We start from the raw sequence: 24,944 nt of genomic DNA on the forward strand, positions 1-24,944 counted from the left end.
TTTATGGCAAAAAACGCAAGACAGCTTTGCTTTGACGCGCTTTGTCAGGTATATCGCGATAAAGGGTATTCTTCTATCGTGCTGGATCGGGTCTTAAAGCAATGCGGGGCACAGCCCCAGGAAAAAACGCTGGCGGCTGCGTTGTTTTACGGAGTGATCGAACGGGATCTGACGCTTGGGTATCAAATCGACCGATATTCCAAACGCAAATGCGCCAAGCTGGATATTGAGGTCGCAGTGATTTTAAAGATGGGGCTGTACCAGCTTTTATATCTGGAACAGATCCCGGAACGGGCCGCCGTTCATGAAACCGTTTCCCTTTGCCAATACGCAAGGAAAACCAGCGCAAAGGGCTTTGTCAACGCGATTTTGCGGGCGGCGATCCGGGATGGGAAACAGGTTGTCCTGCCGGTGGAAGACGGGTTTTGGAGGCTGTCTGTCCATTATTCCTGCCCGGAATGGCTGTTAAAGCAGTGGGCGGAGGAGTATTCCTTGGATACTGCCCAAAGACTGGCGGAAGCGTCGTTGGGACGGCCGCCGCTGACCGTGCGGGTCAACACCTTAAAGACATCGGACGAGGAACTCTGCGCCCTGCTTAAAAAGCGGGGCGTGGGCCTGCAAAAAAACAGATGGGTAGAGCACTGCTATGCGCTGGAACACAGCGGGAGCCTGAGCGAACTGCCGGAATTTCAGCAAGGATTATTTTATGTGCAGGATGCTTCTTCCCAGTTTTGCGCCAAAATTTTAGATGCAAAGCCGGGAATGACTGTGCTGGATCTTTGTTCGGCGCCTGGCTCTAAGGCGTTTACGGTTGCGCAAGGGATGGAAAACAAGGGAGAACTTCTGGCGTTTGACCTATACGAACATAAAACGAGGCTGATTTCTGATGGTGCGAAACGGCTGGGGCTAGATTGTATCAAGGCGCAGGTGGGCGACGCGTCCGTTTACCGGGAAGACCTGCCTAAAGCAGACCGGGTACTGTGTGATGTGCCCTGCGCGGGGCTGGGGATTATCCGCCGCAAGCCGGAGATCAAATATAAGCCTAGGGAGTCCTTAAAAGACCTGCCGGAGATCCAAAGACGGATTTTGGAAAACGGTGGCCGGTATGTAAAGCCGGGGGGACGGCTTTTGTATTCCACTTGCTCACTAAGCCGGGCGGAAAACGAAGCGGTGGCGGAAGGATTTTTAAAAGCGCATCCGGAATTTGAACCGGTTGATTTGGAAACGGACTGGGGAAAAGCGGCTGAGGCAAAGGGCAACATGCTGACCTTTTTCCCGCACTTGATAGACAGCGATGGCTTTTTCATCGCGTTATTTGAACGAAAGGGGGAAAAGCATGAAAAAGATTGATCTAAAATCTATGCTCCTGACAGAGCTGGAAGAATTTTTGAAGCAGATCGGGGAACCGGGCTTCCGCGCCAAGCAGGTATTTAGCTGGCTGCATGAGAAAAAAGTACGCAGCTTTGATGAAATGACCAACCTTTCAAAATCTTTACGGGACAAGCTTTCTTCCCAATGCCGTATCCCCTGTGTAGCTGTAAAACGGAAGTTGGTTTCCAAGCTGGATGGGACGACCAAGTACCTGTATGGGCTTGAAGACGGAGAAAGTGTGGAAACAGTGCTGATGAAGTATAAACACGGCAACAGCCTTTGCGTGTCTTCTCAGGTGGGCTGCAAAATGGGCTGTGAATTCTGTGCTTCTACGAAGGCTGGTTTTGTGCGCAATCTTTCCGCCAGCGAAATTTTGGATCAGGTATATGAAACAGAACGCGATCTAGGGCTGCGGGTTTCCCACATTGTGATGATGGGGATCGGGGAACCACTGGATAACTTTGAAAATGTGGTGCGTTTTTTGGAGTTGATAAATTCCCCGTTGGGTGCTAATATTAGTATGCGGAACATCTCTCTTTCTACCTGCGGGCTGGCGGAGCGGATCGACGAGCTTGCACAGTATGATTTTGGCTTGACCCTTTCCATCTCTTTGCATGCGGCGGAGGATGGAAAAAGGAGCGAGATGATGCCGGTCAACCGCAGGTATCCGATCCAAAGGCTGTTGCAATCCTGTAAAAATTATAGTAAGATAACAAAAAGGCGCATATCCTTTGAATATGCTTTGATCAAAGGGAAAAATGACAGCACGGCAGACGCGGCGCGTCTGGCTGAACAGTTAAAGGGTCAGCTGTGTCATGTGAATTTGATTCCAGTCAATGAGGTCAAAGAAACCTCTTTTGTGAAAACGGAACGGGAAAATGTGTACCGTTTTCAGAATGAATTGATCAAACGCGGCATTAATGCGACGGTACGGCGTACCTTGGGAAGCGACATCAATGCGGCCTGTGGTCAGTTAAGACGAGAGAATCAGTCAGAGGTGAAGTGAAAATTGTTAGTATATGGAAAAACCGATATTGGGCTGCAGCGTTCTTCCAATCAGGATGAATTTAGGCTCCATTCTGTTAGTGAAGAACTGTGCTACGGCCTGGTATGCGATGGGATGGGCGGAGAAAACGGAGGAAATATAGCCAGCGATGTGGCAAGTACCGTGATTAGCCAAAGTTTAGATGAGCATCTGCGCCCGGGGCTGACGGACGAGGATTATAAAAACATCATCGTGTCCGCTGTCAGCGAGGGGAACGTCGCAGTATATGATAAATCTCTGGAGAATGAACAGTATATCGGGATGGGGACCACTGTGGTTTTGGCAGTGGTATCCGGCGACAAAGCATATATCGCTCATGTTGGCGACAGCCGGGTCTATTTGATCCGCGACGGGAACATCTACCAGCTTACGAAAGATCATTCTGTCGTGCAGACCCTGTTGGAGCAAGGAAAGATAACAGAAGAAGAAGTAGATCATCATCCGCAGAAAAATATGATCACCCGTGCGATCGGGATCAGTTGTTTTGTGGATATTGATTATATAGAGGTCAGCAATATTGCCAATTCAGCGCTGCTGTTATGCTCTGACGGGCTGACCAACACCTGTGATGACGATACGATCAAGGAGATCGTGCTGACAGAAGCCCCAGGCGATATTTGCGGGCGTTTAATTGAACAAGCGAATCAAAACGGCGGCCTTGACAATATTACGGCAGTCGTGATCCTGTAAACGGAGAAGGAGTGAATGGTTTGAATAAATACATTGGAAAGAGGCTGGATGGCCGTTATGAGATCCGGGAACTGATCGGGATCGGCGGCATGGCGGATGTCTATAAGGCATATGACGTCACAGAGGAAAAGATCGTCGCAGTAAAGATCCTGAAAGAAGAATTCGCCAGCAAAGAGGATTTTAAGCGGCGGTTCCGCAATGAGTCAAAAGCGATCGCGGTACTGAGCCATCCGAACATTGTCAAGATTTTTGATGTTAGCTTTGGTGATCGGGTACAATTTATTGTCATGGAATATGTCAATGGGATCACCCTGAAAGAATATATTGAACAGCAGGGGGTTGTGGGCTGGAAAGAAACAGTCCACTTTACCGTGCAGATTTTGCGCGCCTTGCAGCATGCGCATGATAATGGGATCGTACATCGTGACATTAAACCGCAGAACGTGATGTTGCTGCAGGATGGTACGGTAAAGGTCATGGACTTTGGCATTGCGCGCTTTGCCAGAGACAACGGCCGCACCATCTCTGAAAAGGCGATCGGCTCCGTGCATTATATCAGCCCGGAACAGGCGCGCGGGGAAGTGACCGACGAAAGGACAGACATTTACTCCGTTGGGGTCATGATGTTTGAGATGCTGACTGGAAAGCTGCCCTTTGATGGGGACAGCCCAGTGGCGATCGCTGTCAAGCAGATGCAGGCCGAAGCTCCGGCTCCGCGCAGTTTAAACGACCAGATCCCGGAAGGGCTGGAGGAAATCGTGGTCCGCGCCATGAAAAAGGACCCGGATCTCCGCTACCAGACAGCGGCGGAAATGCTGCGTGATATTGATGAGTTTAAGCGCAATCCAAGTATTGTCTTTGAGTATAAGTATTTTACCGATGACGACCCGAAATATTTTGAAACAGATGACCCTAAATTTAAAGATGTCGATGAAGTCGTAGTAAAAAAACGGGTGTCCCCGACCATGCAGATCCTGCTGGCTGTGACCGGGGCATTTGTAGTAATTGCGATCATTGCGCTGGTCATCTTCTTCAGCGCGTTAAATAACCCGAAAGGTGATGTAGTGGTTCCAAGCCTTGTTGGGCTGGAATATGAAAAAGTAATCGCCGATCCGGAGTATACCGACCAGTTTGAAATCGTAAAGGAAAAAGAAGAGCTCAGTGATGAGTATGAAGCCGGATTGATCTGTGAACAGACTCCGGAGGAAGGGAAACTTGTTAAGGAAGGTTATAAGATCAAGGTGGTGGTTAGCTCTGGGCTGAACAAAGCGCCTGTACCGGATGTTTCCGGAAAAACCGAGGATGAAGCAAGGCAGATTTTAGAAGACGCCGGCTTTACCGTGGCGATCGTGCCGCAGTTTAATAAAAATGTAGAGGTCGGAAAAGTCGTAAAAACTGACCCGGAAGGAAACTCTGAAGCCAAAAAGAATGAAGTAATCAAAATCTATGTCAGCACAGGCGCCGCTTCTAAAGAGGTGGAAGTCCCCAACGTGGTGGGCTGGTCCGAATCAAAGGCGCGGGCCGCATTAGACCTAGCGGGCTTTGGCGTTACTGTGAACAAGGTGGATAACAGCAAACCGAAAGGGACTGTTGTTTCCATGACGCCGTCCGGCGTACAGCTGGAGGGCTCCACCATTACCCTGAACGTCAGTACCGGAAAAGCGCCGACTGTTGAGATGACAGCCAGCATCACTGTTACAAACTCTTCGGATGAAAATGTGAAGGTAAGCATCTCTGCGGGTAGAAAATCTGATTCAAAAACGGTAAAAGCCGGTGGAACCGGCCAATTTACTATTAACTTTACGGCGGAAGAAGGAAAAGACGTAACGGTATCCGTATCGGCGGGAGAATACTCCTCTAGTAAAACGATAACGGCGTCTGAGGGTGGATCGGTCAACATCAACCTGAACATTCCAAAGAAGGAAAAGCCGGAGCCAGAACCAGAACCAGATCCGAGCCCATCTGAACCGGATACTTCCCAGCCAGATACTTCTGTACCGGACACTTCAGTTCCACAGCAGGATGATGAGGATTAGTCAATGCTGGAAGGATTTCTTGTAAAAGCAATCGGAGGATTCTACTATGTAGAATCCTCCAGTCATGTTATCTACGAATGCCGGGCGCGCGGTGTGTTCCGCAAAAAGGAGGTTTCCCCGGTAGTAGGGGACCATGTGGAGATCGAACTGGATGCGCAGGGAAAAGGAACTGTCTGCACGATCCTGCCGCGGAAAAACAGCATTTTGCGGCCTCCGCTTGCCAATTTGGATCTTTTATGCATTGTTTCTTCGGTGTGCGATCCTCAGCCGAATTTTTTTGTGATCGACAAATTCCTTGCGATGAGTGAACATAAGGGGATTGAACCGATGCTGATCATTACGAAAAGCGATCTGCAGTCTCCGGAAGAGATAAGAAGAATCTATCGGCATGCCGGATTTCGGGTGTTTGTAGTAAATACGATGGAGGATGGCGGTCTTACAGAAGTAAAGGAATTGCTGCGGGGAAAGGTGTGCGCTTTCACCGGGAATACTGGCGTGGGAAAATCCAGCTTTTTGAACCGTCTGGCTCCTCAGCTTGCCTTAAAGACGGCTAACATCAGCCAAAAGCTGGGCCGGGGACGCCATACCACAAGGCATGTAGAACTGTTTCGGCTGGAAGAGCTCGACTGCTATGTGGCGGATACGCCGGGCTTCAGCACCATGGATCTGGCGCGGTATGATGTGATCCTGAAAGAGGATCTACAATATTGTTTCCGGGAATTTGCGCCGTATCTGTCCGATTGCCGGTTCACTGGCTGTTCCCACACGGTAGAAAAGGGCTGCGCTGTTTTAAAGGCGCTTGACGAGGGGAAAATTGAGCCTTCCCGCCATGAAAGCTATAAAGCGCTGTATGAAGAAGCCAAACAGATCAAGGAATGGGAGCTTTGATAGGGAAGGGAAAAAGGACATGAAAACTTGTTATATTTTTGGAGCCGCCCCAACGCCGGAGGTCTCCTGGATCCATGTGGCCCCTGATGAAGAGGATGCTGTCATTTGTGCTGACGGCGGGTACCAGCTTGCCAGGCGGGCAGGAATAAAGCCGGATTGGCTGGTTGGAGATTTTGATTCTAACCGGGAAACAGTGGACTTTGACCAGGTGATCCGGGTGAAGCCGGAAAAGGATGATACAGATATTTATCTGGCAGTTTCCCACGGCAGGAAGCTGGGATATACCCGGTTTGTGATATACGGCGCTCTGGGCGGGCGGTTTGACCATTCGATCGCCAATGTGCAGATGCTTAAAGGGATGATAAAAGAAGGGATACAGATCACCTTACTAGACGCACAGAATGAAGTGACAGCGATGATGGATACCAGCATTGAAATCCCTAAAAGTGATTTTCGTTATTTTTCCCTGTTTTCTCTGACAGAGGTGTGTGAAGGCGTCACCATCAAGGGCGGCGCATATCCCCTGACCGATTACACCTTAACAAGCGATTTCCCGCTTGGCGTAAGCAATGAGGTGGCAGAGGAAAAAGCGGCCGTTTCAGTAAAAAAAGGCATTTTATTGGTGATCCGTTCAAAAGATGCTCACCCAAATGAAAAAAGCAGCATATGATACAGTAACAGGCGCTCACCAAAGCGCCTGATTTTTTCGTTTGGGAGGTATGCCGTATGCGATGGCCGTGGCTGCCGGTTCGGGGAAAGGCGTTAATTCTATGCGGTATCATAGGCCTTTTCTTTTATGTGTTCCATCCCCTGCTGCTATTGGTGTCTGCGGTTTTGATCGTGGCCGGCGTGCTGACCGTTACATAGGGAAGGGAGTCTGTGTGATGAAGGTCGTTGTATGGAAAAGTCCAAAGTTTTTGTGCGGGATTTTAAAGGTTTTATTTGGGATCAAAAAAGAAAGGATTTAAGAGGAAACCGGTAACAGGCAGACATTTTGTAATGTCTGCCTGTTATTTTAAACGGAAATTGTGCAAAATGCTGGTTGCATCGAAAAGAAAAATATAGTATACTAATAAAAAATAAAATACGTTGCAGAGGAATAGTAGGATGCTGAACGCTTTCAGAGAGTTGCCGGCTGGTGAAAGGCAATGGCTGACAGGATTTGAACTCGCCTTGAAGTAGCGCGCTGAATGCCATTGGCTAGTAGGCTGCGACGGATCCCAACCGTTATTGTGGGAGGATATAAAACGCAGCCGCGTTCGTATCTGAGAATGAGTGCATACCATTTGGTGTGAATTAGAGTGGTACCACGGAGATTTTATCAAGTCTTTCGTCTCTATTGAATTAGGGGTGAAAGCTTTTTTTATTGCCTTTTTGGCAAAAGCTGCCCCGGTCAGAGTTTACACGCAAGGAAAGGAAAGAACCATATGAAAAATTATCAGAAATATCAAAAACAGTATTTTATGCCCCCGGTGCCGTCCTTAAAATGGGCGCAGAAAGAAACGGTGGAACAGGCTCCTACTTGGTGCAGCGTTGACCTGCGCGACGGAAACCAATCCCTGATCGTTCCGATGTCCTTGGATGAGAAGGTGGAATTTTTCAAATATCTGGTCAAGATCGGGTTCAAAGAAATCGAGGTAGGTTTCCCTGCTGCTTCTGAAACAGAATATAATTTTTTGAGGACCCTGATCGAACAGGATCTGATCCCGGACGATGTAACCGTTCAGGTGCTGACCCAGTCACGGGAGCATATCATTAAAAAGACCTTTGAATCATTACGGGGTGCGAAAAGCGCGGTCGTCCACCTGTACAATTCCACCTCTCTCGCCCAGCGGGAGCAGGTGTTCCGCAAGTCCAAGCAGGAGATCATCGACATTGCGGTATTCGGTGCAAAACTGCTCAACGAGTATGCGCAGAAAACCGAAGGGAATTTTAAGTTTGAATACTCTCCGGAAAGCTTTACCGGTACCGAGATGGAATTTGCATTAGATATCTGTAACGCTGTGCTGGACATCTGGAAGCCAACGGCTGACAATCAGGTCATCATTAATCTTCCCGCAACTGTTTCTCATTCCATGCCGCATGTTTATGCAAGTCAGGTGGAATATATCAGCGAAAATCTGAAATACCGCGACAATGTTATCCTCTCGCTTCATCCGCATAATGACCGGGGTTGTGCTGTGGCGGATTCTGAGTTAGGCTTGCTGGCCGGCGCACAGAGGATCGAAGGCACCTTGTTTGGAAACGGGGAACGCACCGGGAATGTGGATATTGTAACACTGGCGATGAATATGTTCTCGCAGGGGGTAGACCCGCAGTTGAACTTTGAAAATATGCCGGAAACCGTTGCCGTTTATGAAAAAATGACAGGCATGAAGGTATATGACCGCCAGCCATACAGCGGAAAGCTGGTATTTGCGGCATTCTCCGGATCGCATCAGGATGCGATCGCCAAGGGTATGAAATGGCGGGAAGAGAAAAACTGCGAGCACTGGACCGTACCGTACCTGCCGATCGACCCGAATGATGTCGGCAGGGAATATGAAAGCGATGTGATCCGGATCAACAGCCAGTCCGGCAAGGGCGGGATCGGGTATCTGCTGGAGCAGAACTACGGATACAGCCTGCCGGCCAAGATGCGTGAGGACTTTGGCTATACGGTCAAAAACGTGTCCGACCATCTGCATAAAGAATTGAAGCCGGAAGAAGTATATGACATCTTCAAGAAAGAATATGTCAACCTCACCACACCATACGGTTTGATCGAAAACCACTTTGTCCAAGCTGACGATATTAAAACAACGGTGACTATTTCTGTCAACGGCGAGGAAAAAGTTTTAGAGGGCGCTGGAAATGGCCGCCTTGACGCAGTCAGCAACGCGTTGAAAGAAAACCTTGGCTTGGACTTTACCGTAGCGGTATATACTGAACATGCGCTGGAATCCAGTTCCCGTTCCCGGGCAGTGGCATACGTCGGGATTGAAGCCGGAGGAAAGACAATCTGGGGCGCAGGCGTTCACAATGATATTATGGATGCTTCGATTCGCGCACTGCTCAGCGCAGTCAACCGGATGCAGGAGCAGCAATGATCGGGAGGGAATGATTTTGGATTACCGGGAACTTGCCAAAAAAGCGCTGCAAGCACGGGAACACGCTTATGTGCCGTATTCCCAGTTTGCAGTTGGGGCGGCTCTTTTAACGCAGGAAGGGAACTGCTATTGGGGCTGTAACATTGAAAACGCAGCATATACTCCGTCTAACTGTGCGGAGCGGACCGCTTTTTTTGAGGCGGTAAAGCTGGGAGAGCGGGAATTTAAGGCCATTGCGGTCGCAGGTGGAAAGCAAGCCGAAAGCCTGCCGCTGGCTGTTTGCTCCCCCTGCGGAGTGTGTTTACAGGTAATGCTGGAGTTTTGCAATCCCGAAACCTTTGAGGTAGTTTTGGTGCAGGATGAGGATCTTTTTTCAATGCACCGGCTCAAGGAATTGATCCCTTTTGGATTTACGCAGAAAAACCTGTAAAAGAGAAGCCCCGTCCATTTTCCGGACGGGGCTCTTCTATTCTACCAAGTCGTTTTTACGGAACAACAGGGAAATGCACCAAATACCGGCTAAGCCGACAATGGTGAAAATGATCCGGCTGATGATGTCTGCCTGGCCGCCAAACAGCCAGCCGACGATATCAAAGCCGAAGATCCCAATGGCGCCCCAGTTGAGAGCGCCGATGATAACAAGGATCAAAGCAATTTTATCAAACATAAAAAGACCTCCTGTAATCTCAAAGTTTATCAAATGATTTGCAAACTTTTCATGAATTATTATCGGTATTTCTTTGCAAGATTATTCAAAGTATGTTACAATATATTTTGACAATTACTAACTTGAGGAGAGGACATGCGTATGGATACCAATCAAATCGTGGTCGTAACAGTGATCGTTGCGGTAATCGTGCTGTTTGTGGCCGCTTATTTTGGTGTTAAAAAATTAAGGGAATACAAAAAGATCCGCGTTGGGAAAAACGGTGAGAAAAAGGTTTCCAAGGAATTGGAAAAAATTGCCCGCAAATCTGCAAACCGTTACCGCGTCATCCACGACCTGTTTTTGCCGCTGTATGATAAAACGACCCAGATCGACCACCTTGTGATCGGTAAATTTGGGATCGTGGTGGTAGAAACCAAGGCGATGAACGGCGAGATCTACGGCACAGAGAAGGATCAGGATTGGGCAAATGTTGTAAATGAACACAAGACCCGTTTTTATAATCCCCTGCTTCAGAATAAAACGCACATTGACTGTGTGCGCCATATCCTGAAAAAAGAAAATATCTACCGCGTCGATGTTGACAGTCTGGTTGTTTTTTCTGAAAAGACCGCGATCCTGAACATTCCTAGAAAATTGCCGGTCATTACGATGAACCTGCTGAAAAAGTATTTTAAAAAACCCAGATATAAAAAAGACAACAATGTCGATGTAGACAAGGTTTATGAAGCGCTGATGAAATACCGCGTTACAGATAAGGAAAAACTAAAACAGCATAACACGAACGTCAAGGAAATGGCAAAACAGAAACGATAAACGGAGGAGAAGCGGATGGGCTTATTTGGATATGACAAGGGAGAAGGTCCTTCCCCGAAGAAGATCTTGTTTTACTGTGTTGTCATTACAGCCCTGCTGTTACTGCTGGGGGTTATTTCAACTAGAATGGGAAATATCTAAAAACAGGCTGCCTTTTGGCAGCCTGTTTTGTTCCTTATGATTTGATGATAGAGTAGGTGAAATTTTCCCACAGTACGGTATCACCTTCGGCGATCTCCATAGGGAGCAGCGCCATAGCGACCGTATTTTCGATCCCATCTTCGGTTTTCATGATTGCATAATCGCCGTTGATCTTGATAACATGATAAAGGACAGGTTCCATGCAATGACCTCCTGTTTTTTCTTTTATTGTATCACAAGATCACAGGAAAGTCATTATTCCAATACATTTTTTGCCTTGATCCCCTGATTGCGCAGGTAAACGGTAAATTGTCCGTTGCAGTCATAGGTGGCAAGCAAAATATCTTCTTTGGTTTTCGCCTTGCTTTCCAAAATTTGTTTTTCCAGCCACTTTTCCTCTTTGCCTACAGCTTGCAGATGTTTTTTCATTACCTTTCCGTCAATGATAAGGTTGGCTGCAAGCCCTTCCCGCCGTGGGATCAGCTGAAAATCCTTGGGGATACAGGGCCGGCTGTCCGCGTAAGGAAGAAAACTGATCTTTCCAGTTGACTCCATGATCGCATATTCCAAATCAGATAGGTTGAAGAATCCGGCGTTGCGGCATTCTCCTAAAAAATCGCTCAGGTCATATTTCACCTGTTTCAGGCTCTCTTCTAAAATTTCCCCGTCCTGCAACAGGACGACCGGCGTTCCGGTAATAAACCGGCGGCAGCGGATGCTTTTCATGGTGATCCAAGACAGCAGGATCGAGATGCCGCCGTAAACGACCATTGGGATCAGGGTCTTCCAAATATCAATTTCCAATTCAGTTGCCATCACACCGGAAATGGAACCAATGGAAATCCCGATCACATAATCGTAAAAAGAAAGCTGTGAAATTTGCCGGTATCCCATCAGCTTAGTGATCAAAAATAGTGCGAGCGCAGAAAATACAGCACGTCCCAAAATTTCAAGAAACTCCATACAAATACTCCTTTGTTAGTCGGAATATCATTAGTATGGGATGAATTTGACAGATTATGAAAGCGCATTACAGGAGAATCCAAGGGTTTTGCGTAAATTCCCAATTTCCGGGAGCAGCCTTTTCTGTCATCAGCGCATATAGATCGGTAGCCTGCGCCTCCAGCTTTGCCTGGGAAAATCCCATGTGCGAAAGCTGTGCAAATTTTGGTGTGACCGGAACGGTATCCCGTTTGCGCGCTCTTTGGAGCAGTTCTCGGCCTTTTGGGTTGCAGGCGAGGATCCGCAGGTATTGAGGAGGGGAAGCAAGCTCTGCCTGCGGGATTTTTAACAGGCAGGCAAGCAGGCATCTCCTCATCCTTGCGCGAGAATACCGTTTCGTAGCAGTTCGCTTTAACAGGTCATCCAGACTAGCCGCTTCTTTGGACGCACGCAGGATCCGGAATTCCACACCTTCCTTCACATCTCGAAACTGCCGAAGCTGTTCTGGGGTTGCTGTCCGTAAAGAGGCAAGCAGCAAACGGGAGAATGATTCTAAAGAAGTAACGGCCCGGCCCTGTGCGACTGCCTGCGATAAAATTTCAAAGGCCTGCTTCGGCATCCATTCTGATAATTGGGGCAGGTTCCCCTGCTGGAGCTGGCTGCGCAGATAAGAAGCGCTCGCAAATGCTCCGTTTGGCCGCTCGTCATGATGCCCGGCTCCTGAGCGCGGAATAGCCCAGGCTGCCATTTGAGGGCACAACCGGCCTATTGCGCGCAGATATTCTATCCCTAAGGCATTGTTGGGCTGGCGGATGATCTCCGCCGCTGTTTCTCCGGCTATTTCCCATACAGCCTGCTCCCGTGCGTGGATATAGGAGACCCCGTCGTCTAATAAACGCTTCATCATGGGATGCCGTTCTGCCTGTTCTACTGCACGGGCAGCGGCACAAAGATGGGAAAGGCTTTGGCACTCACAGCCAAAGCAAAGCGTGTCTATTGGAAGCTGGGAGAGCAGAAAAACGCCTGCTGCCGCAAAATCCCGGGCAGGGGCACAGGCAAACGGGACAGGGATCTCAATGACCAGATCAGCTCCACATTCCAGCGCCATACGGGCCCTGGTCCATTTATCGCAGATAGCCGGTTCTCCGCGCTGGGTGAAATTTCCGCTCATGACGACCGCCAAATGTGTTGCCCCCATGTGCCGTGCTTCACGCAGCTGATAGGCATGTCCGTTGTGAAACGGGTTGTATTCTGCGATGATACCAACGGCTTTCATGGTTTTGGCCTCCTGTCCTTTACGGATTGTGTTTAGAATTTGTCCGGTAAATCTATGAATTGTGCTAAAATTTTGCGGAAATACTTGTAATTTCCTATTTCATGTATTACTATATAGTATGGTGAAGCTTGCTGTCAAGATGCAGGCTTGTTTTAATCGTTGAAAGGAAGTTATAAAGCTATGAAAGTACTCGTAATCAATGCTGGAAGTTCTTCGTTAAAGTATCAGCTGATCGACATGACTTCGGAAGATGTCATTGCCAAGGGGAACTGTGAAAGAATAGGGATCGGCGGCCTGATTACTCATAAATTGGCGGATGGTACTACGATTCAGGAAGAGGCGGATTTTCCGACCCATACCGAAGCTTTTGTAAAATTGGTAGAACTGTTGACTACTGGTGATAAAGCTGTGGTAACAGACCTGTCTGAGATCGCGGCGGTTGGCCACCGTATCGTACAGGGCGGGAAATATTTCTCGGAATCTGTGCTTGCTACTGATGAAGTGATCGACCGGATCGAAAGCATTTCTGACTTGGCGCCGCTTCATAACCCAGCCCATGTTCAGGCGATCCGCGCCTGCCAAAAGGTATTCCCGGCGGGGACCCCGCAGGTGGTTGTATTTGATACCGCGTTCCATCAGACCATGCCGCCTAAGGCTTATATGTACGGGCTCCCTTATGAATATTATGAGAAATACCAGGTCCGGAAATACGGATTCCACGGAACCTCTCACCGCTTTGTAACCGCCCGTTTGGCAGAACTGATCGGCGGGGTAGAAGGCAAGAAGGTTGTTACCTGCCACTTGGGAAATGGTTCTTCCATCGCAGCAGTCGACAATGGGAAATGTGTTGACACTACCATGGGCTTTACTCCGCTGGATGGCCTTGTCATGGGGACCCGTTCCGGCGCTGTTGACCCCTCGGTTATTTTGTATATCATGAAGCATGAAAACCTGACTCCGGACGAAATGAGCAATATCTTGAACAAACAGTCTGGGTTCCTTGGGATGTCCGGCGTGACCAGTGACTCCCGCGACCTGATCAAAGCTTCTGAAGAGGGCAGCGAACGCTCTCAGGAAACGATTGACAAATTCCGTTACCAGATCCGCAAATATATCGGTTCCTATGCCGCGGCAATGGGCGGCTTAGACGCTGTTGTTTTCACCGGGGGGATCGGGGAAAACTCAGACGAGCTCCGGCATGACGTCTGCACCAACATGGAAGTTTTGGGGATCCACTTTGACGACGCCAAAAACGTGGAATTAAATCGCCATGAAGGAAAGATCTCAAAAGATGACTCCAAAGTACAGGTTTGGATCATCCCGACCAACGAGGAATTATTGATTGCGCGGGATACCAAACACATTGTAGAAGGCATGAAATAAACAAAAGTTTTTGTACGGCACAGTGAAAAACTGTGCCGTATTTTTTCGCCTGTAAAACCCCGGTAAATTTTATTGCTTCCGGAAAAAAAGAAAAATGACGGAAAATCCCCAAAACCCCTTGAAAATTAAGGATTTCCGGCAATTTTGAGCCTTTGCTGTAAAGTTGCAAATCTGTGGAAAATCCCGTATAATGAAGCCGTATAAATATGGTGCCGAGAAGGAGAGAGAAATTATGCGGAAAACAAAGATCATTTGCACGATGGGGCCTGCCAATGACGATGAACAGGTATTGCGGAAATTGATGTTGGAGGGAATGGATGCGGCAAGATTTAACTTTTCCCACGCCGACCATGCTTCCCACAAGAAAAAGTTTGATTTGGTAGTCAAGCTTCGGGAAGAATTAGGACTTCCGATCGCAACGATTTTGGATACCAAAGGGCCGGAGATTCGGATTGGTACCTTTAAAACCGGCAAAGCGGAACTGAAAAAGGGGAATATCTTTACCCTGACGACCCGCGAAGTACCGGGAGATGAAAACGCGGTCAGCATTACTTATGCCGACCTTCCTAAGGACATTCAGCCAGGCGCTACCGTACTGCTGGATGACGGCCTGATCGCACTGCAGGTCGTGAACGTGACAGATACCGATATTATCTGCAATGTCCTGAACAGCGGTGTGATCTCGAACAGCAAAGGGATCAATGTGCCGGGGACCCGGCTGTCCATGCCGTTTGTCAGCGAACGTGACCGTGCAGATATTGAATTTGGAATCAAGGTGGGGTTTGACTATATCGCAGCCTCCTTTACCAGAAGCGCAGAGGATATTTTAGAGGTCCGGAAGATTTTGGACGAGCACCACTGCCACCACATGAATATTATCGCAAAGATCGAAAACGCAGAGGGCGTCAATAATATCGACGAGATCATAAGAGTCACTGACGGAATCATGGTTGCCCGCGGGGACATGGGCGTTGAGATCCCGTTGGAAGAGGTCCCGGTTTTACAGAAGAAAATCATTAAAAAGGCATACACTGCTGGTAAGCAGGTTGTAACAGCAACCCAGATGCTGGATTCTATGATGAAGAATCCCCGTCCAACTCGTGCCGAAGCCACAGACGTTGCCAATGCGATTTACGACGGAACCAGCGTTATTATGCTGTCCGGGGAAACCGCGGCCGGCCAGTACCCGGTAGAGGCCTTGCAGACCATGGTTAAGATCGCAGAACGGACGGAACAGGATATTGACTATATCAAACGCCTGAACCAAATGTCCGGCATACAGAACGTGGATATTACCAACGCGATTTCCCACGCTACCTGTACCACAGCACATGATCTAGGCGCTTCTGCGATCGTAACGGTCACCAAATCCGGTAAAACCGCCCGTATGATCTCTAAGTTCCGCCCCAAATACCCGATCATCGGCTGTACCACGCAGGAGGTGGTTTACCGCCAGTTAAACCTTTCTTGGGGTGTACGCCCGCTGATGGTAGAAGAAAAGAACAGTGCGGACGAGTTGTTTGACCACGCTGTTGATACTGCGGAAAAGGCCGGCTGTTTAAACTGCGGGGATCTGGTGGTAATTACGGCCGGTGTCCCGCTGGGGATCTCTGGTACCACCAACATGATGAAAGTCCATGTGGTAGGGCATATTTTAATTTCCGGACATGGCATTACCCAGCATCAAACCTGTGGACGGCTTTGCGTGTGCAGTACCGAGCAGGAGGCGCTGGAACGCTTTAAGGACGGCGACATTTTGGTGATCCCATTTACCTCAAATAAGCTGATGCCGATTTTAAAGAACGCGTCGGGCATTATCACAGAAGAGGACGGGACCAATTCCCATGCTGCGATTGCGGGGATGGCGATGGATATTCCTGTCATAGTAGGCGCTGAGAATGCGACAAAAATTTTAAAAATGAGCGCCGTCGTCAACATGGACGCCAGCAAAGGGACTGTCAGCTGCACATATTAAGAAAGGAAACGCGCTATGGAAAGATCTTCTTTGCAGCAGAAGCTGGAAGAGCTTGCAGAGCCGGAATACCGGGAATTCAGCCAAAAACTGGTTCTGGATGGCCTCCCTATGCTTGGAGTGAGGCTGCCAACGCTGCGCGGGCTCGCGAAAGAGTATGTCAAAGGTGATTGGAAAGCGGTGCTGGCTCAGGGACCGGAAACGGTATTTGAGGAAGTTATGCTCAAAGGGATGCTGATCGGCGCTGTAAAAGTTTCTGCCGAACAGCGGCTGGAACTGATCCGGAAATTTGTGCCAAAGATCAACAACTGGTCGCTTTGCGACAGCTTTTGCGCCGGGCTTAAATTTACGCAGAACAACCGGGAATTGGTTTGGGGCTTTTTGCAGGATTATCTCCATGGCCAGGGGGAATATCCCATCCGGTTCGGGGTCGTGATGCTTTTGGATTATTTTTTGACCGATGAATATATCGGACGGGTATTGCAGGAGCTGGCCGCAGTCAGACATGAGGGCTATTATGTGAAAATGGCGGTCGCATGGGCGTTGTCCAAGTGTTATGTGAAATTCCCGGAGCAGACTCTGCCCCTGCTTTCGGCAGAGCATTTAGACCATGAAACATTGAAAAAAGCCTATCAAAAAATCATTGAATCCAGACAGATTTCAAGCGTCCAGCGCGATATGTTTCGTCGCCTGCGAGGCGCTTTGTAAGGGGGAAACTTTATGATCACTGTTTCAAATGTTCACAAAAAGGCGCAGATGATCGCCCATAGGGGATTAAGCTCAGCAGAGCCGGAAAACACGCTTCCGGCATTTATTGCCGCAGGGAACCGCAGTTATTTTGGGATAGAAACAGATGTGCATAAAACCGTAGATGGGTTTTATGTTGTGACCCATGATGACACCACAAAGCGGGTGGCAAATCAAGAATTGGAGGTAGCACGGTCCACTTTTGCACAGTTGAGGGAACTGCCGCTAAAGGACTTGAATGGCAAGACGGGCAGGATCGACCTGCGCATTCCAACCCTAGATGAATATTTGGATGTTTGCAGACGGTATGGAAAGGTTGGCGTGCTGGAACTAAAGAATGAATATCCTGTCCAAGATATTCGGGAGATCCTTCAAATCGTAAAGAAGCATTACGCTTTGGAGAATATGGTGTTTATCTCTTTTGTTTGGGAAAACCTTGTCTGCCTGCAACGGGAGGAGCCATCTGCCACAGCACAGTTTTTAACGGAACAATGGGAGGATACCTTGCCCGAAAAACTGCGCAGGCATCGCTTTGGGCTGGACATCAACTATCGCGTTTTGACAGAAGAACGGGTAAAGGCGGTAAAAGAAAAGGGGATCACCCTAAACGTATGGACTTGTGATGATCCGGGGGCAGCAAAACAGCTTATCTCTTGGGGGGTAGATCAAATTACCAGCAACCGGTTGGAGTAAAAGGGCGGCGGAACAATTTCCGCCGCCCTTTTTGGGCAAAGCAGGCTTTTCATTTGTGATAATGATGCAATAATATTCATTATAATTGTATAATTATCCGAAATTTATGAAATAAATTCAATTTTTGTTGCATAAATATTCTTTTGGTGTATAATATAGATAACAGAAACAATCAAACCCAATAAGTAAAGGAGTGTCGGATATGAATAAAAAAGCATTGTTGTTAGGAAACCAATACAACTCTTTGGAAATTGCAGAACAGTTGATGGAACAAGGATATGATCTGTATGCCGATGGGGAAACGGCACTCTATTTAAACCAGAATATGATCCCGACCAGTGCTTTTTGGAACAAGGGGCTTTTTCAATTTGATTTTGTTGTTCAAAGCTGATAAAAAGCGGAGCCTTATTTTAGGCTCCGCTTTTTTTGCTTGATTCCGAGCCTTGATTTCGCTATACTGGAGGGTAGAAAGAGGTGTCGCGATGAATCAGACCGTTGGAATTTTAGCGCATGTGGATGCGGGAAAAACTACAGTTGCAGAACAGATCCTGTACCATACCGGCAGTATCCGGAAACGGGGGCGGGTAGACCATCAGGATACGTTTCTGGATACACATCAAATTGAAAAACAGCGCGGCATTACTATTTTTTCCGGACAGGCTGTATTTACGCTGGGCGGGAAGACTTATTGCATGCTGGATACCCCGGGGCATGTAGATTTTTCTGCAGAGATGGAACGCGCGGTCGGGGTAATGGATTGCGCGGTCCTTGTGATCAGCTGTGTGGAGGGAATCCAGGGGCATACAGAAACCGTTTGGCGGCTGTTAAAGCATCACCGCGTTCCGGTTTTCCTGTTTTTGAATAAAACGGACCGCGCTGGGGCGGACCCAAAGCGGGTGATGGAAGAGGTCCACAGCCGGTTTAGCGGAGATGCTTTGTGGTGCGGGGATTCAAAGCCGGGGCTTTTGTCTCAGGAGCTGGCGGAGCGGGTCGCGGAACGGGATGACGAGTTGTTAGAAGTTTATTTGGAAGAGGGATACCAGCCAAAGCTGTGGGATGACAAAATGGTGCAGATGGTACAGCAGCGGAGGATATTCCCATGCTTTTGCGGCTCCGCTTTGCAGGATGAGGGGATCGACGCCTTGCTGCTGGGACTGGAAAAATGGACCGCACCTCAGAGCGACGATACGGGGGCGCTTTGCGCCGATGTGTACCGGGTGCGGTACGATGAAAAAAGGGTCCGCAGGACCTATTTAAAGATACAAAGCGGCACGCTGCGGGTCAAGGAGGAAATTGCGGTCAGTGCGGTCGAGGGAGAGGTGCAAAAGATCAATGAGCTTTACCTCTGCCATGGGGAAAAGCTCCAGCCGGTGTCAGAGGTGAAAGCCGGGATGCTCTGCATGGTGACCGGGCTGGAAGTCCCCTGTGGAAGCCGGATCGGCAGTGATTTTTCAAAGGCGGGCTATGAACTGCGCCCCCTTTTGAGCGCCCAGGTGCTGTTTGATTCCCAGAAATGGCATCCGCACGAGGTGCTGAACCAGTTGAAGCTGCTGGAGGCAGAGGACCCAATGCTTCAAGTGGCCTGGGATGAAACGCTTCAGCAAATCAGCCTGCGGGTGATGGGCGAGATCCAGCTGGAAATTTTAAAGGGTGTGATCTTAGATCGGTTTGGGCTGGAAGTAACATTTGGGGATTGCCGGATCTTGTATTTGGAAACATTAAAAGAGCCGGTGATCGGCAGGGGGCATTTTGAACCGCTTCGGCATTACGCAGAGGTGCACCTGCGGCTGTCACCGGCGCCCAGAGGAACTGGAGTCACCTTTGATTCGGAGTGTTCTCTTGATGTTTTGGACAACAATTTTCAAAACCTGATCCGTACCCACGTTCTGGAACGCGTCCACAAAGGCGTGCTGACAGGGGCTCCGGTCGCGGACCTGAAAATCACCCTTTTGACCGGCAGGGCGCACAATAAGCATACCGAAGGCGGGGATTTCCGGCAGGCCACTTACCGTGCGGTGCGGCAGGGACTGATGAAAGGACGCTCTGTTGTGCTGGAACCATATTATCGTTTTCGGATCGACGTCCCGAACGAGTATTTGGGCCGGGTGCTGTCTGATATACAGCGCCTTTACGGGACCTTTGAACCGCCGCAGACGGACGGAGATCACAGCCTTTTAACCGGCCGCGCGCCGGCTGCCACTTTCCGTAATTACCAAAGGGAGCTGGTCTCCTTTACCGCCGGACGGGGCAGTTTAAGCCTGGCCTTTGACGGCTATGAACCCTGCCACAATGAACAGGAAGTGATTGCTCAGGCAGGATACGAGGCGGAACGGGATGTAGAGAATCCTGCGGATTCGGTGTTCTGTTCCCATGGAGCGGGCCTTCCGGTCAAATGGCAGGAATCAGACCAATTTATGCATTGCAAATAAGGGGTAAATGTGATGGAACTATTAGATTTGATGAGAAAACGCCAAAGCTGCCGGGATTTTTCAGACCGGCCTGTGAGAAAAGAAGAGTTGTTTCAGTGTGTGGAGGCGGCAAGGATCGCTCCGTCGGGGCAAAACCACCAGCCGTGGAAATTTGTGATCGTTCACCGTAAAGATCTGTGCAGGCAGGTGGCAAAGATCGCACAGCAGTATGGGGAATTTAATCGTTTCTGTGAGCCATGTCCAGCCTTTGTGGTAGTTCAAAAGCGGTACCTGCCGGGCGACAGGGATATTGAACTGGACCTAGGGCTTTGTGTAATGCAGCTGTGCCTAGAGGCAGAGGCATTAGGCCTTTCCACCTGTATGATCGGCTCCTTTGGGGCGGAACAGCTTAGTGACCTGCTTGAGCTTTCTCCGCAGGAACCGCCGCGTTTGCTGGTTGCAGTTGGATATGCGGCGGATGAAACGCACAGGGAAAAGACGCGTTTGCCCTATGAAGAGGTCGTGACTTATCTTGGGGAAGAATCATAAACAGTAAAAAAGACAGATAGAATTTCTATCTGTCTTTTTCCATGAATATCCTTTTTCCGGGCGGGGATACTAAGAAAAAAGAAAAGGGAGTGCAGATATGGACGAAACAACACAGCTTTACCAGTTTATTTATGAAAACGCAACTATGGGGAAAGATACCGTAAAACATTTGTTGACAGTGACGGAAGAAAAGGAGATGGAAACGCTTTTAACAGACCAACTGTCAGAATACAGTGATATCAGTGAAAAAGCCAGAAAAGCATTGGAACAGCGAAAGGTGGAGGCACAAAAAATTGGACCGTTGACCAAGATGTCAACAGATCTGATGATCAATTTCAATTTGATCAAGGATCGTTCCGCTTCTCATATGGCTGAGATGATGACACAGGGAAGCACGATGGGGATCGTAGAAATCACCAAACAACTGAAGGACCTTCCCAATGCAGATGATTCAGCGAAGCGGCTGGGCAACAAGCTTTTAAAAATGGAAGAACACAATATCGACCAGTTAAAAGCATATCTGTAAAACAGAAAGAGGAGCTTTTTAAAGCTCCTCTTTCTGTTTTGTTATCTGGGATCTAAAAATCCGGCGCGCGGCGTGTTGCCGAAAGCGTCTGCGATCTCCCAAAGGTTTTCGTCGGTAATGGTTTGCAAAACCGGAAGATGCGCGATCTTCATATAAATTTCCGCGGCTTTTTCCACGGTTTCGATCAGCCCGAATGTTTCGTCAATATCGCGCCCCGTGCCGAAAATCCCGTGCTGGGCCCAAACAACAAGCCGGAATTCTTTCATTTTGTCGGCGGTCACACGGCCGATTTCGTCGTTCCCGCAAAGCATCCAGGGAAGAACGGAAACACCGTCTGGGAAAACGACCATACATTCTGTACACATTCTCCACAGGGTACGGGTAAACTCCCGTTCTGACAGATCATGCACAAAGGTCATGGCAATGATGTTGGTGGGGTGGGTATGTAATACGACCCTATGAAGAGGATCTACCCTTAACCGTTCGATATGGGTCATAAAGTGGGCGGGAAGCTCGCTGGTAGGCCGCCCGCCGTCAGCGTAGCCCCAGATCAGGTCAATGCCTGCGCCGTCCTCCCGTACACGCACTAGGCCAAGATTGTTTTCCGGGTCATCATACACGTTTTTAAAATACTTTCCGGTCCCTGTTACCAGAAACAGTTTTCCGGCAAGCTCCCTGCCGTCAAAATCCATGGAGATGGTACGAATCGTCCTGGAAAGGTCAAAGTATTGTTCCGCCTCTTCCTGCGGAATGATACAGCTGATATTTCCACCGTTTCTTTCATCCCAGCCAAGCCGGTACAGGTTTTGCGCCAAAAGCCGGATCTCGCGGACTAAAGGCGATTCTGCAAAGTTTGTCATATCAATCACCAAGCCTTGTTCAAAAGGCTTCCTTTCTGTTCTTTATCTGTTTTTTCGGGTGTAAGTGAAGTACCCCGGTATCATAAGCGGGGGTTATACCCTTTTGGCTAACGCTGTGAAAGGATGGTTTCCTCATAGCGGCGGATCTCATCCAGCCAGTCGGCGCCCACCGGAACGCCCATTTGTTCGCAGTAGTGGTCCCATACGATGCCAAACGGATAGGTCTTGTATTCTTCAGTTAAGGCAAGGCGGGAAGTATAATCCCCGGATAGCTCGATTTCTTTGAGCTTCTGGGTCGGCTCCAGCATGGCGCGGAGCAGGGCTTTTAATAGGTTGCGGGTACCGATGACCCACGCCGCGACCCGGTTGATGCTCGCGTCAAAGAAGTCCAAGCCAATGTGGGTGCGGTCTAAGAACCCTCCGCGCACCAACGATTGCGCGATCGCGTTTAACTCGTCGTCAAAAGCGACCACATGGTCGGAATCCCACCGTACCGGACGGCTGACATGCAGCAGTAATTCCTTGGTATATAGCAAGACAGAGGGAATCTTATCAGAGATCACTTCCGTGGGGTGGAAATGCCCGGCATCCAAGCAATAGGCCTTGTCGCGCGATACGGCATATCCTAGGCAGAATTCGTTGGAACCCACGGTATAGCTTTCCGCGCCGATTCCAAAAACCTTGCTTTCAATGGCGTCCAGATTGTAAGCCGGGTCCATTGGCTCGCTGAATACCTCATCCAGCGCAGTCATCATACGATGGCGGGGCGCCTCCCGGTCAACGGGGATGTCCTTGTATCCATCAGGGAACCAGTAATTTGTCACACATTTTTGTCCTAGTTCCCGGCCAAAATAATCGCCGATCTTCCGACTGCGTTTGCAGTGCTCGATCCAGAACTGGCGAACAGCATCATCTGCGCTGGAGATGGTAAATCCGCTGTCAGCCATGGGGTGTGAGAAACAGGTCGGATTAAAATCCAGCCCCAGCCCTTTTTCTTTTGCCCAGTCTACCCAACTGGCGAAATGGCGCGGCTCCAGTTCATTCAGGTCTACTTTTTCATTAGTGTCCGCATAGATAGCGTGGAGGTTAAATTTATGTGTTCCGGGGATACAGGAAAGCGCCTTTTCAAAGTCCTGCCGCAGCTGGGCAACGGTGCAAGCGCGCCCGGGATAGTTCCCTGTGACCTGGATACCGCCGGTCAGCGCATTGTCCTGAAACAGGAAGCCGGCAATATCATCCCCCTGCCAGCAGTGGATGGATACTTTGATTTGCTTTAAACGTTCCAGAACAGCGTCGGTATCCACACCGATTTTGGCGTACTGTTCTTTTGCGATCTGATAAGCTGCTTGTGTTGACATTATGAATCCTTCCTTTCTGTTACCGCCAGATATGCTTGATAGGCCTCTTCCCATTCTTTGGGCTGTACGGGACGGTAAGTAGTTGACGAGATAGAATTGATAATAGTTTTTCTTGCCTCATTAAGACTTGACAATTCTCCTAAAGCGATCAGCTGCACAGCAATGTTTCCCATGGCGGTCGCTTCAGCTGGGCCGGAAACGACCGTGGTGTTGCAGGAGTCGGCCGTCATGCGGCAAAGCAAGGTATCTTTGATCCCGCCGCCGATCATGTGGATATGACGAAAGGCCTTTCCAGTCAGGCGCTGTAGGGTTTCAAAGGTATAGCGGTATTTCATGGCGAGGCTCTGGTAAATACAGCGCATGATCTCCCCGCGGGTCTGGGGAATAAACTGCCCGGTTTTCCGACAGTATTCCTGGATCCGCTTTGGGAGATTGCCCGGCAGTTCAAATTCCGGAGCATCCATGTCGATATAACAGCGGAATGGCTCTGCTTCGAGCGCCTCGTTTTCCAACGTGTCATATCCGCAGGTCTGTCCCTCTCTCTGCCATTGCCGGCGTGATTCCTGGATTACCCATAGCCCCATGATATTCTTCAAAAAACGGGTGGTATGGTCAAACCCGCCTTCGTTGGTAAAGTTGGCTTGTTCCGCTTCTTTCGTCATGATCGGGGCCGAAAGCTCCGTTCCGAACAGTGACCATGTCCCGCAGCTGATATAAGCAAAATCCTCCTCCGTGGAAGGAACGCTGACAACGGCGCTGGCCGTATCATGGCAGCAGACTGCAACGACCGGAACCGGACCGCAACCGGTCTTATCGCAGATCTCCTCCGAGATCGTGCCGTAGATCTCTCCCGGCTCGATCATAGGCGCTAGACAATCGGTAGGCAGTCCTAGACGATGCATCAGGTCGGTATCCCATTTGTGACCACGGGCGGACAGCAGATTGCTGGTAGAAACGATCGTTTCCTCCGACCGCTTTTCCCCCGTTAGGAAGTAAGCGAATAGATCGGGGATCATCAACAGATGAGATGCGAAATCCAACAGCTCCGGATCGTTTTTCTTTAAGTATTGTAGTTGATACAGGGTGTTGATCCGCATGAACTGGATCCCGGTGCGCTGATAAATTTCAGATTGGGACACAGCTTCAAAAACCTGTTTTGGAGCATGTACTGTCCGTTCATCCCGGTAGTGGACCGGATTGGAAAGCAGATTCCCATTGTTGTCTAAAAGTCCGAAATCGACTCCCCAGGTGTCGATTCCCAGCGCGTCGAACCCACCCTGCTGAACTGCCAGCTGGATCCCGGTCAGGATCTCATGATAAAGCCGCAGTACATCCCAGTACAAGGTTCCGCGAACCGATACCGGGTCATTGGAAAAGCGGTGGATCTCCTGCATGGAAATGATGCCGTCCTGGTAAGTGCCCAGCATGGCCCGGCCGCTGGAAGCGCCAAAGTCAAAAGCAAGAACACGTTTTGCCATTGACCTTCC

The 24,944-nt window shown here is 49.2% G+C and carries 27 protein-coding genes and 1 other annotated feature; of the genes, 20 read left to right on the forward strand and 7 right to left on the reverse strand.

Annotated elements, in window-relative coordinates:
• The first annotated feature begins 3 nt into the window (after window positions 1–3).
• The 10 genes from rsmB (at window position 4) to cdd (ending at window position 9,549) form a co-directional block, all read left to right on the forward strand.
• Window positions 4–1,350: a 16S rRNA (cytosine(967)-C(5))-methyltransferase RsmB gene (rsmB, locus tag CIB36_RS02585; RefSeq protein ID WP_093988056.1), complete on the forward strand. Its 1,347-nt coding sequence runs from the start codon at window positions 4–6 to the stop codon at window positions 1,348–1,350.
• The gene (gene rlmN, locus CIB36_RS02590) at window positions 1,337–2,377 is read left to right on the forward strand and encodes a 23S rRNA (adenine(2503)-C(2))-methyltransferase RlmN (RefSeq protein ID WP_093988057.1); all 1,041 of its coding nucleotides are present in this window, start codon (window positions 1,337–1,339) and stop codon (window positions 2,375–2,377) included. The genes rsmB and rlmN overlap by 14 nt, the downstream gene beginning before the upstream one ends.
• 3 nt (window positions 2,378–2,380) lie before the next feature.
• Window positions 2,381–3,106 (forward strand): Stp1/IreP family PP2C-type Ser/Thr phosphatase, encoded by a 726-nt coding sequence (locus CIB36_RS02595; RefSeq protein WP_093988058.1) that lies wholly within the window; start codon window positions 2,381–2,383, stop codon window positions 3,104–3,106.
• Window positions 3,107–3,126: 20 nt separating this feature from the next.
• On the forward strand, window positions 3,127–5,142 hold the full coding sequence (gene pknB, locus CIB36_RS02600) for a Stk1 family PASTA domain-containing Ser/Thr kinase (RefSeq protein WP_093988059.1): 2,016 nt from the start codon (window positions 3,127–3,129) through the stop codon (window positions 5,140–5,142).
• A gap of 3 nt (window positions 5,143–5,145) precedes the next feature.
• The gene (rsgA, locus tag CIB36_RS02605) at window positions 5,146–6,030 is read left to right on the forward strand and encodes a ribosome small subunit-dependent GTPase A (RefSeq protein ID WP_178085697.1); all 885 of its coding nucleotides are present in this window, start codon (window positions 5,146–5,148) and stop codon (window positions 6,028–6,030) included.
• Window positions 6,031–6,049: 19 nt separating this feature from the next.
• Entirely contained in the window at window positions 6,050–6,700 is a 651-nt protein-coding gene (locus CIB36_RS02610) for a thiamine diphosphokinase (protein WP_158662555.1), read from the forward strand.
• Between the two features lie 56 nt (window positions 6,701–6,756).
• Window positions 6,757–6,897, forward strand: coding sequence for a hypothetical protein (locus CIB36_RS13470; RefSeq protein WP_229408168.1), 141 nt, complete (start codon window positions 6,757–6,759; stop codon window positions 6,895–6,897).
• A gap of 17 nt (window positions 6,898–6,914) precedes the next feature.
• Window positions 6,915–6,998, forward strand: a complete 84-nt coding sequence (spoVM, locus tag CIB36_RS13710) for a stage V sporulation protein SpoVM (protein WP_106408083.1) — start codon at window positions 6,915–6,917, stop codon at window positions 6,996–6,998.
• A 112-nt stretch (window positions 6,999–7,110) separates the two neighbouring features.
• Window positions 7,111–7,371: a binding site (T-box leader), on the forward strand.
• A gap of 86 nt (window positions 7,372–7,457) precedes the next feature.
• Entirely contained in the window at window positions 7,458–9,119 is a 1,662-nt protein-coding gene (locus CIB36_RS02615) for a 2-isopropylmalate synthase (RefSeq protein WP_093988061.1), read from the forward strand.
• A gap of 16 nt (window positions 9,120–9,135) precedes the next feature.
• A complete protein-coding gene (gene cdd / locus CIB36_RS02620) occupies window positions 9,136–9,549 on the forward strand; it encodes a cytidine deaminase (protein ID WP_407657444.1) in 414 nt (137 codons plus the stop codon).
• A gap of 36 nt (window positions 9,550–9,585) precedes the next feature.
• On the opposite strand, the gene CIB36_RS02625 is transcribed toward cdd, so the two are convergent.
• The gene (locus CIB36_RS02625) at window positions 9,586–9,786 is read right to left on the reverse strand and encodes a DUF378 domain-containing protein (protein WP_093988063.1); all 201 of its coding nucleotides are present in this window, start codon (window positions 9,784–9,786) and stop codon (window positions 9,586–9,588) included.
• 141 nt (window positions 9,787–9,927) lie between these two features.
• Here CIB36_RS02625 and CIB36_RS02630 point away from each other — a divergent pair, with 141 nt between their 5' ends.
• Both CIB36_RS02630 and CIB36_RS13595 read left to right on the forward strand, forming a co-directional pair.
• Entirely contained in the window at window positions 9,928–10,602 is a 675-nt protein-coding gene (locus CIB36_RS02630) for a nuclease-related domain-containing protein (protein ID WP_158662556.1), read from the forward strand.
• 15 nt (window positions 10,603–10,617) lie between these two features.
• Window positions 10,618–10,743 (forward strand): hypothetical protein, encoded by a 126-nt coding sequence (locus CIB36_RS13595; protein WP_267872645.1) that lies wholly within the window; start codon window positions 10,618–10,620, stop codon window positions 10,741–10,743.
• A gap of 34 nt (window positions 10,744–10,777) precedes the next feature.
• On the opposite strand, the gene CIB36_RS13400 is transcribed toward CIB36_RS13595, so the two are convergent.
• The 3 genes from CIB36_RS13400 to CIB36_RS02640 all read right to left on the reverse strand — a co-directional run bounded on the left by CIB36_RS13400 (window position 10,778) and on the right by CIB36_RS02640 (window position 12,961).
• Window positions 10,778–10,945 (reverse strand): hypothetical protein, encoded by a 168-nt coding sequence (locus tag CIB36_RS13400; RefSeq protein ID WP_178085695.1) that lies wholly within the window; start codon window positions 10,943–10,945, stop codon window positions 10,778–10,780.
• Window positions 10,946–10,998: 53 nt separating this feature from the next.
• Window positions 10,999–11,706, reverse strand: a complete 708-nt coding sequence (locus CIB36_RS02635) for a DUF421 domain-containing protein (protein WP_093988065.1) — start codon at window positions 11,704–11,706, stop codon at window positions 10,999–11,001.
• A 67-nt stretch (window positions 11,707–11,773) separates the two neighbouring features.
• Window positions 11,774–12,961 carry a nucleotidyltransferase gene (locus CIB36_RS02640; RefSeq protein ID WP_093988066.1) on the reverse strand — a complete coding sequence of 396 codons (1,188 nt, stop codon included), beginning with the start codon at window positions 12,959–12,961 and terminating at the stop codon, window positions 11,774–11,776.
• A 180-nt stretch (window positions 12,962–13,141) separates the two neighbouring features.
• On the opposite strand from CIB36_RS02640, the gene CIB36_RS02645 reads away from it, so the two are divergent.
• The 8 genes from CIB36_RS02645 to CIB36_RS02680 all read left to right on the forward strand — a co-directional run bounded on the left by CIB36_RS02645 (window position 13,142) and on the right by CIB36_RS02680 (window position 21,239).
• Window positions 13,142–14,344, forward strand: coding sequence for an acetate/propionate family kinase (locus CIB36_RS02645; RefSeq protein ID WP_093988067.1), 1,203 nt, complete (start codon window positions 13,142–13,144; stop codon window positions 14,342–14,344).
• A 232-nt stretch (window positions 14,345–14,576) separates the two neighbouring features.
• A complete protein-coding gene (pyk, locus tag CIB36_RS02650; RefSeq protein ID WP_093988068.1) occupies window positions 14,577–16,319 on the forward strand; it encodes a pyruvate kinase in 1,743 nt (580 codons plus the stop codon).
• 15 nt (window positions 16,320–16,334) lie between these two features.
• On the forward strand, window positions 16,335–17,024 hold the full coding sequence (locus CIB36_RS02655; RefSeq protein ID WP_093988069.1) for a DNA alkylation repair protein: 690 nt from the start codon (window positions 16,335–16,337) through the stop codon (window positions 17,022–17,024).
• Between the two features lie 12 nt (window positions 17,025–17,036).
• Entirely contained in the window at window positions 17,037–17,756 is a 720-nt protein-coding gene (locus CIB36_RS02660) for a glycerophosphodiester phosphodiesterase family protein (RefSeq protein ID WP_093988070.1), read from the forward strand.
• Window positions 17,757–17,958: 202 nt separating this feature from the next.
• Window positions 17,959–18,147 (forward strand): hypothetical protein, encoded by a 189-nt coding sequence (locus CIB36_RS02665; RefSeq protein WP_093988071.1) that lies wholly within the window; start codon window positions 17,959–17,961, stop codon window positions 18,145–18,147.
• A 91-nt stretch (window positions 18,148–18,238) separates the two neighbouring features.
• On the forward strand, window positions 18,239–20,185 hold the full coding sequence (locus CIB36_RS02670; RefSeq protein ID WP_093988072.1) for a GTP-binding protein: 1,947 nt from the start codon (window positions 18,239–18,241) through the stop codon (window positions 20,183–20,185).
• 12 nt (window positions 20,186–20,197) lie between these two features.
• Window positions 20,198–20,713, forward strand: a complete 516-nt coding sequence (locus tag CIB36_RS02675; RefSeq protein WP_093988073.1) for a nitroreductase family protein — start codon at window positions 20,198–20,200, stop codon at window positions 20,711–20,713.
• Between the two features lie 97 nt (window positions 20,714–20,810).
• Window positions 20,811–21,239 carry a hypothetical protein gene (locus tag CIB36_RS02680; protein WP_093988074.1) on the forward strand — a complete coding sequence of 143 codons (429 nt, stop codon included), beginning with the start codon at window positions 20,811–20,813 and terminating at the stop codon, window positions 21,237–21,239.
• A 41-nt stretch (window positions 21,240–21,280) separates the two neighbouring features.
• On the opposite strand, the gene rhaD is transcribed toward CIB36_RS02680, so the two are convergent.
• From rhaD to CIB36_RS02695, 3 genes are all read right to left on the reverse strand, one after another.
• Window positions 21,281–22,099, reverse strand: a complete 819-nt coding sequence (gene rhaD, locus CIB36_RS02685; RefSeq protein WP_093988075.1) for a rhamnulose-1-phosphate aldolase — start codon at window positions 22,097–22,099, stop codon at window positions 21,281–21,283.
• A gap of 107 nt (window positions 22,100–22,206) precedes the next feature.
• Window positions 22,207–23,457 carry an L-rhamnose isomerase gene (gene rhaA, locus CIB36_RS02690; protein WP_093988076.1) on the reverse strand — a complete coding sequence of 417 codons (1,251 nt, stop codon included), beginning with the start codon at window positions 23,455–23,457 and terminating at the stop codon, window positions 22,207–22,209.
• Window positions 23,457–24,935, reverse strand: a complete 1,479-nt coding sequence (locus CIB36_RS02695; RefSeq protein WP_093988077.1) for a rhamnulokinase — start codon at window positions 24,933–24,935, stop codon at window positions 23,457–23,459. The genes rhaA and CIB36_RS02695 overlap by 1 nt, the downstream gene beginning before the upstream one ends.
• Window positions 24,936–24,944: the final 9 nt, after the last annotated feature.

Source organism: Massiliimalia timonensis (assembly GCF_900186585.1).
Taxonomy (GTDB): domain Bacteria; phylum Bacillota; class Clostridia; order Oscillospirales; family Ruminococcaceae; genus Massiliimalia; species Massiliimalia timonensis.

Coding starts and splice junctions, on each gene's coding strand:
- rsmB (WP_093988056.1), top strand. CDS start 4: ATGGCAAAAAACGCAAGACAGCTTTGCTTTGACGCGCTTTGTCAGGTA.
- rlmN (WP_093988057.1), top strand. CDS start 1,337: ATGAAAAAGATTGATCTAAAATCTATGCTCCTGACAGAGCTGGAAGAA.
- rsgA (WP_178085697.1), top strand. CDS start 5,146: ATGCTGGAAGGATTTCTTGTAAAAGCAATCGGAGGATTCTACTATGTA.
- CIB36_RS02610 (WP_158662555.1), top strand. CDS start 6,050: ATGAAAACTTGTTATATTTTTGGAGCCGCCCCAACGCCGGAGGTCTCC.
- CIB36_RS13470 (WP_229408168.1), top strand. CDS start 6,757: ATGCGATGGCCGTGGCTGCCGGTTCGGGGAAAGGCGTTAATTCTATGC.
- spoVM (WP_106408083.1), top strand. CDS start 6,915: ATGAAGGTCGTTGTATGGAAAAGTCCAAAGTTTTTGTGCGGGATTTTA.
- CIB36_RS02615 (WP_093988061.1), top strand. CDS start 7,458: ATGAAAAATTATCAGAAATATCAAAAACAGTATTTTATGCCCCCGGTG.
- CIB36_RS02625 (WP_093988063.1), bottom strand. CDS start 9,786: ATGTTTGATAAAATTGCTTTGATCCTTGTTATCATCGGCGCTCTCAAC.
- CIB36_RS02630 (WP_158662556.1), top strand. CDS start 9,928: ATGGATACCAATCAAATCGTGGTCGTAACAGTGATCGTTGCGGTAATC.
- CIB36_RS13595 (WP_267872645.1), top strand. CDS start 10,618: ATGGGCTTATTTGGATATGACAAGGGAGAAGGTCCTTCCCCGAAGAAG.
- CIB36_RS13400 (WP_178085695.1), bottom strand. CDS start 10,945: ATGGAACCTGTCCTTTATCATGTTATCAAGATCAACGGCGATTATGCA.
- CIB36_RS02635 (WP_093988065.1), bottom strand. CDS start 11,706: ATGGAGTTTCTTGAAATTTTGGGACGTGCTGTATTTTCTGCGCTCGCA.
- CIB36_RS02640 (WP_093988066.1), bottom strand. CDS start 12,961: ATGAAAGCCGTTGGTATCATCGCAGAATACAACCCGTTTCACAACGGA.
- CIB36_RS02645 (WP_093988067.1), top strand. CDS start 13,142: ATGAAAGTACTCGTAATCAATGCTGGAAGTTCTTCGTTAAAGTATCAG.
- pyk (WP_093988068.1), top strand. CDS start 14,577: ATGCGGAAAACAAAGATCATTTGCACGATGGGGCCTGCCAATGACGAT.
- CIB36_RS02655 (WP_093988069.1), top strand. CDS start 16,335: ATGGAAAGATCTTCTTTGCAGCAGAAGCTGGAAGAGCTTGCAGAGCCG.
- CIB36_RS02660 (WP_093988070.1), top strand. CDS start 17,037: ATGATCACTGTTTCAAATGTTCACAAAAAGGCGCAGATGATCGCCCAT.
- CIB36_RS02665 (WP_093988071.1), top strand. CDS start 17,959: ATGAATAAAAAAGCATTGTTGTTAGGAAACCAATACAACTCTTTGGAA.
- CIB36_RS02670 (WP_093988072.1), top strand. CDS start 18,239: ATGAATCAGACCGTTGGAATTTTAGCGCATGTGGATGCGGGAAAAACT.
- CIB36_RS02675 (WP_093988073.1), top strand. CDS start 20,198: ATGGAACTATTAGATTTGATGAGAAAACGCCAAAGCTGCCGGGATTTT.
- CIB36_RS02680 (WP_093988074.1), top strand. CDS start 20,811: ATGGACGAAACAACACAGCTTTACCAGTTTATTTATGAAAACGCAACT.
- rhaD (WP_093988075.1), bottom strand. CDS start 22,099: ATGACAAACTTTGCAGAATCGCCTTTAGTCCGCGAGATCCGGCTTTTG.
- rhaA (WP_093988076.1), bottom strand. CDS start 23,457: ATGTCAACACAAGCAGCTTATCAGATCGCAAAAGAACAGTACGCCAAA.
- CIB36_RS02695 (WP_093988077.1), bottom strand. CDS start 24,935: ATGGCAAAACGTGTTCTTGCTTTTGACTTTGGCGCTTCCAGCGGCCGG.